Consider the following 5512-nt stretch of genomic DNA (forward strand, 5'->3'; position numbering starts at 1 on the left):
CCGTCGCGCTCGTTATCTTTGCGCGCTGGCAGCCGTTGCGATGCCTGTGGGCCGCGTTGCTTTTCGGTGCAGCCGGTGCGCTCGGGCCCGCGTTGCAGGCGATTGGCGTGACGAGCGGGTATTACCTGTATAACGCCGCGCCCTATGTGCTCACGCTCACCATCATGATCATCAATTGCCGTCCGGACCGGACGCTTGCCGGCGCACCGGGCGAGCTGAGTCTCACACGCTGAACTTCACACGCTGAACGACTTGCTCCTCCATTCTCAAGGCGGCGACGACCATGAACCGATTCATTAATGCTTCTCCGTACCCCTGGCCCTTCGATGGCAACCTGCGCCCGGATAACACGGCGCTTGTCGTGATCGACATGCAGACGGATTTCTGCGGCCACGGCGGTTACGTCGACAAGATGGGGTATGACCTGTCGCTGACCCGCGCGCCGATCGAGCCGATCGAGCCGATCAAGCGCGTGATGGCGATGATGCGCGAGCAGGGCTTCACAATCATTCATACGCGCGAAGGGCATCGGCCGGATTTGTCGGACCTGCCGGCGAACAAGCGCTGGCGCAGCCGCCGCGCGGGCACCGAAGGCGTAGGCATTGACGACGACGGCCCGTACGGCCGCATCCTCGTACGTGGCGAGCCGGGCTGGGAAATCATCAGTGAACTGGCACCGCTGCCGGGCGAGATCGTTATCGATAAACCCGGCAAGGGCTCGTTCTGCGCGACCGATCTAGAGCTGATCCTGCGCACGCGGGGCATCGTGAACCTGGTGTTGACCGGGATCACCACGGACGTCTGCGTCCATACCACCATGCGCGAAGCGAACGACCGAGGATTCGAATGCACCGTCCTCGCGGACTGCTGCGGCGCGACCGACCCCGGCAACCATCAAGCGGCGCTGCACATGATCACGATGCAAGGCGGCGTGTTCGGCGCGGTAACCGACTCGAACGCGCTCCTGACCACGCTCGGTGGCTGATCATGTCGACTCCTCCGCATGCGTTAGAGGTGGAAGTGCACAACGCCGGCAAGTCGTTCGGTGCATTTCGTGCGCTGGACAATGTGTCGATCAAGGTCCGGCCGGGCACGGTCCACGCACTACTAGGTGAAAACGGCGCGGGCAAAAGTACCCTCGTGAAAGGGCTGGTGGGTTACGGTCTGCTGGACGAAGGCCAGATCTCAGCCGATGGCCGCGAGGTCCGCATCGCTTCGCCGCGCGATGCGCAAGCGCTGGGTATTGGCATGGTGTACCAGCATTTCACGCTGGCGTCGGGGTTGTCGGTTGAGGAGAACCTGCTGCTGGCACGCGGGAGCCTGCCCTGGAAAATAGACTGGACGGCGGAACGCGAAGCACTCGATGCGTTCATGCGGCGCATGCCGTTTCGCCTGCCGCTCGACGCGCCGGTATCCGGCTTGGCGGCTGGGGAAAAGCAGAAGCTCGAAATTCTCAAGCAATTGTATCTGAAGCAACGCTTTCTCATTCTCGATGAGCCTACCTCCGTGCTGACGCCGCAAGAGGCGGACGAAGTGCTCGGGCTGATGCGCGATCTGACCACGCGCGGCGAGTTGACCGTGCTGATGATCACGCACAAGTTCCGCGAAGTGATGGCGTATGCCGACGACGTGACCGTGCTGCGCAAGGGCAGGCAGGTCGGGACTAGTGCGGTATCGGCGACCAGCCGCGACGCGCTCGCCGGTTTGATGATGGGTGCCGCCGAGACGCGGGACACCGCGGTCATGGACGTGGTCAATGCCGAGCGGGTCGCGCGCAAACCGGTGGACCCCGCAGCGCGGATACGCCTTGCCATGAGGAATATATCTATCGACGATGATCGCGGCCATGCGGCGGTCAGACGCGCGTCGCTTGAGGTTCGATCGGGTGAAATACTCGGGATCGCGGGGGTGTCGGGGAATGGCCAGAAAGAGATGGTCGAGGCGCTGGTCGGGCAACGCCGCGTGAAGACTGGCGAGATGGAGATAGCGGGTGATACATACCACGCCACGCGCGAGGAAATGACGCAGCGCCGTGTGTTCGCCATCCCTGAAGAGCCGCTTAAAAACGCGTGCGTGCCGAACATGAGCGTCGCGCAAAACCTGGCTCTCCGCGACTTCGACCGCACGCCATTGCGTCGCGGCGGCTGGCGTCTCGACCAACGTGCGATGCGGGACCGCGCCGCGCATCTCATCGACGATTTCAACGTCCGGCCGCCATTGCCCGAACGCGCTATCGGCACGCTGTCGGGCGGCAATGTCCAGCGCGCGGTGCTCGCTCGCGAGCTGGGCCAGCCGGTCGATGTGCTGATCGTGGCGAACCCGGTGTTCGGTCTCGACTTCGCATCGGTGGCAGATATTCATGCACGCATCATGGCGGCGCGCGATGCCGGCGCGGCAGTCCTGCTCGTGAGCGAAGATCTCGACGAATTGCTGGAACTGGCGGACCGGATCGTCGTGATCGCGGAAGGAGAACTCGTGTACGAGACGCCCGCCGCGAGCGCCGAGCGAGCGACGCTGGGCCACTACATGGCGGGACACGGTGACTCGACGGCGCACGTTGTTCCGGCTGCCGAAGCGTTGAAGGAGGTCATCGAATGAGACGGAGCCGCTGCGGGGAACTGCTATGACGATCACGATACCGGCGTTACCCAGGCCCTTTACACTCGAGCCGTTGACAACTGCGCTCGTCATCGTCGACATGCAGCGGGACTTCATCGAACCGGTTTTGTCGCAATAAGGCGTTCTGGTAACCTGGCTCAATCGAAATGGTTGCGTGGGTGAAGAATGAAGACGCTGGATCCGGGTGTGGCACGCGTGCTTAAACGGCCGCACTATCCGCTGGAAGCGATCCTGACCTGTGTGCGTTGGTACGTAGCCTATCCGCTTAGCCTGCGTCATCTCGAGGAAATGATGACCGAGCGTGGGATTACGGTCGATCATTCCACGGTGCACCGCTGGGCCATCAAGCTTCTGCCCGTGCTTGAGAAGGCGTTCCGCCGCTGTAAGCGAGCAGTTGGCAAGAGCTGGAGGATGGACGAAACCTACGTGAAGATCCGGGGCGAATGGAGGTACCGCTACCGGGCCGTGGACAAGGAAGGCAACACGGTCGACTTTCTTCTGCGAGCTAGGCGGAACAAGGCTGCTGCCCAGCGGTATTTCGAAAAATCGATCCAGCAAAACGGCGTGCCCGAGACGGTGACGATCGACAAAGCGGAGCCAATCTGGCCGCGCTGCACGCGGTGAACGTGAGGCGCGACGCAACCATCAAGATTCGTCAGGTCAAGTATCTGAACAACGTGGTTGAGGTGCGACACGAAGTCGCTTACAGAAGTTGTTCTCACTTCTCGCGGCATAGAAGGAGTGAACCACCGGTGTCACCCGGTGAATCTAGGAGCCTGAATCAAGAGCGGCTCTGACAACGTAACGAAGCGCCGCAAGGCGCGGGGTATCAATCGCGAGAGGCGTACCCTTCTGGCAGCCATACGCCGGATGAGTGCCAGATAGTCGGTATGGTGAAAACATTTGAATCTGCAATAGGGTCGTTACGTTGAACGAGCGGAAATGGCTATTGCGCTCGAACCAAAACGGTACCGGAGGTGGGAACAGCGTTTCTCGACTACGCTTTCGTGACCCATATACCTCCCGGCCCAGAGCAGGCACCTAACCCGACGTACTTCCATAAGCGGAACGTGGAAACCCCGTATCGCTCCCCTCGGGGACAGCAGGCTGCGAGGTCTGCCCATGGCGGTGCGGGCACAGGAACGGGGAAAAAGCGAATGCCCGGCTGTAATGGACGGGATACGGGTTGCAACATCACCCGACGCGAAAGCGGGCAGACTTCCTCATGGTCTCTCCTCACCAGAGAGTTTGCAGAACCATCTATACGGGAGGAAAGCAAATGAGTGCAGCAACACGGGCGCGTGCGCCTTCCGGCGTGACGTGGGACGGCATCAATTGGGCCAATGTTCAACGCCAAGTAAGAGGGCTTCAAACGCGTATGGTGAAGGCGGTACAGGCCGGCCGCCATAACAGGGTGAAAGCCCTGCAATGGCTGCTGACCCACTCGTTCAGCGGCCGTGCATTAGCCGTGAAGCGGGTGACTGAAAACAAAGGCAGGAACACCCCCGGTGTGGACAAGGTAACGTGGAAAACACCGGCGGCAAAGACCAACGCGATTGCGTCGTTGAAGAGGCGGGGTTACTCGCCCCTTCCGCTTCGGAGGGTTTTTATTCTGAAGAAAAACGGCCGGACGAGGCCCCTCGGCATACCCACTGTGTCTGACAGGATCGCCCAGACGGTCGGGAAAAACTATTTGGAACCGATTCTGGAGGAAATCTTCGATGAGGATTCCTACGGGTATCGTCCGGGTAGGTCGGCAAAGGATGCGATAGGCATGGCGCGTACGAGATGTTGGCGTCATGACTGGGTTCTTGAGCTTGACATCCGATCATTCTTCGATAATCTTGATCACGACCTGCTTCCGCGAGCGGTACGCCACCACACTGATTGCGAGTGGGTGCTGTTGTATGTCGAGCGGTGGCTCAAGGCTTCCGTGCAACTGGAGGACGGGAGCACGGTGATGCGTGACAAAGGGACCCCACAAGGGGGTGTCGTCAGCCCGTTGTTAAGTAATCTCTTTCTGCACTATGTGTTCGATCGATGGATGCGGAAGCACTTCCCCGATATCCCGTTCGAGCGCTATGCGGACGATGCCGTTTGCCACTGTAAGACGTTGGTCCAGGCGCAGCAGTTGCGCGCCGCGTTGGAGCAGCGCTTTGCCGAATGTCATCTGGAACTGCATGCGCAGAAAACCCGGGTGGTGTACTGCAAGGACGATGACCGTCGGGGGACTTATCCTGACCACAGCTTTGACTTTCTGGGCTTTACGTTTAGGCCACGACGCTCAAAGAACAGGTGGGGCAAGTTCTTCATCAGCTTTACTCCGGCGGTCAGTAACAAGGCTGCGAAGGCGATGCGAGGCACGATGCGAAGCTGGGGCCTGCATAACAGGAGCGACAAGTCGATCGAGGATCTGGCAGGGATGTTCAACCCGGTGGCTCAGGGTTGGATTAACTACTACGGCAGATTCTACAAGTCGGCGCTCTATCCCACGTTGCGCCACCTGGACCTGGTGTTGGCCCGGTGGGCGGCGAAGAAATACAAAAAGTTGCGGGGCCACCTTCGGCGAGCCAGGCACTGGTTGGCGCGCGTAGCGCAAACCCGGCCTGGGCTGTTCGCTCACTGGAAGCTCGTGCAGCCGACGGTTGGATAATGGGAGCGGAGTGAGTCGAGAGGCTCATGCTCCGTTCTGCGAGAGCCTGAGGGTGCGATTCCCTCGGGCTACTCACCTCATTATTACCGGCCACTCGAAAGAGTGGCTGGAACGTGAGGTCAGGCCCGCAGTGGTCGAATTTCTGGCGGAACGCGGGTTGGTCTTATCGCCAGAAAAGACCAGAATAACGCACATCAAGGATGGGTTTGATTTCCTCGGATGGAACATTCGCAAGTACAA

Annotated in this window: 3 protein-coding genes and 2 pseudogenes; all 5 read left to right on the plus strand. The window is 60.3% G+C overall.

The genetic code is table 11. The features are described from left to right. Positions 1 to 233, plus strand: a pseudogene (locus M0D69_RS43260) (ABC transporter permease); the annotation flags it as partial. 50 nt (positions 234 to 283) lie between these two features. After that, positions 284 to 985, plus strand: coding sequence for a cysteine hydrolase family protein (locus M0D69_RS43265; protein ID WP_301787916.1), 702 nt, complete (start codon positions 284 to 286; stop codon positions 983 to 985). A gap of 2 nt (positions 986 to 987) precedes the next feature. Beyond that, the gene (locus M0D69_RS43270; protein ID WP_301787917.1) at positions 988 to 2598 is read left to right on the plus strand and encodes an ABC transporter ATP-binding protein; all 1611 of its coding nucleotides are present in this window, start codon (positions 988 to 990) and stop codon (positions 2596 to 2598) included. Between the two features lie 186 nt (positions 2599 to 2784). Beyond that, a pseudogene (locus M0D69_RS43275) lies at positions 2785 to 3305 on the plus strand (IS6 family transposase); the annotation flags it as partial. Positions 3306 to 3898: 593 nt separating this feature from the next. After that, positions 3899 to 5272 carry a group II intron reverse transcriptase/maturase gene (gene ltrA, locus M0D69_RS43280; protein WP_301787918.1) on the plus strand — a complete coding sequence of 458 codons (1374 nt, stop codon included), beginning with the start codon at positions 3899 to 3901 and terminating at the stop codon, positions 5270 to 5272. Positions 5273 to 5512 lie beyond the last annotated feature (240 nt).

This window comes from Caballeronia sp. SEWSISQ10-4 2 (genome assembly GCF_030464885.1).
Lineage (GTDB): Bacteria > Pseudomonadota > Gammaproteobacteria > Burkholderiales > Burkholderiaceae > Caballeronia.

Coding starts and splice junctions, on each gene's coding strand:
- M0D69_RS43265 (WP_301787916.1), top strand. CDS start 284: ATGAACCGATTCATTAATGCTTCTCCGTACCCCTGGCCCTTCGATGGC.
- M0D69_RS43270 (WP_301787917.1), top strand. CDS start 988: ATGTCGACTCCTCCGCATGCGTTAGAGGTGGAAGTGCACAACGCCGGC.
- ltrA (WP_301787918.1), top strand. CDS start 3,899: ATGAGTGCAGCAACACGGGCGCGTGCGCCTTCCGGCGTGACGTGGGAC.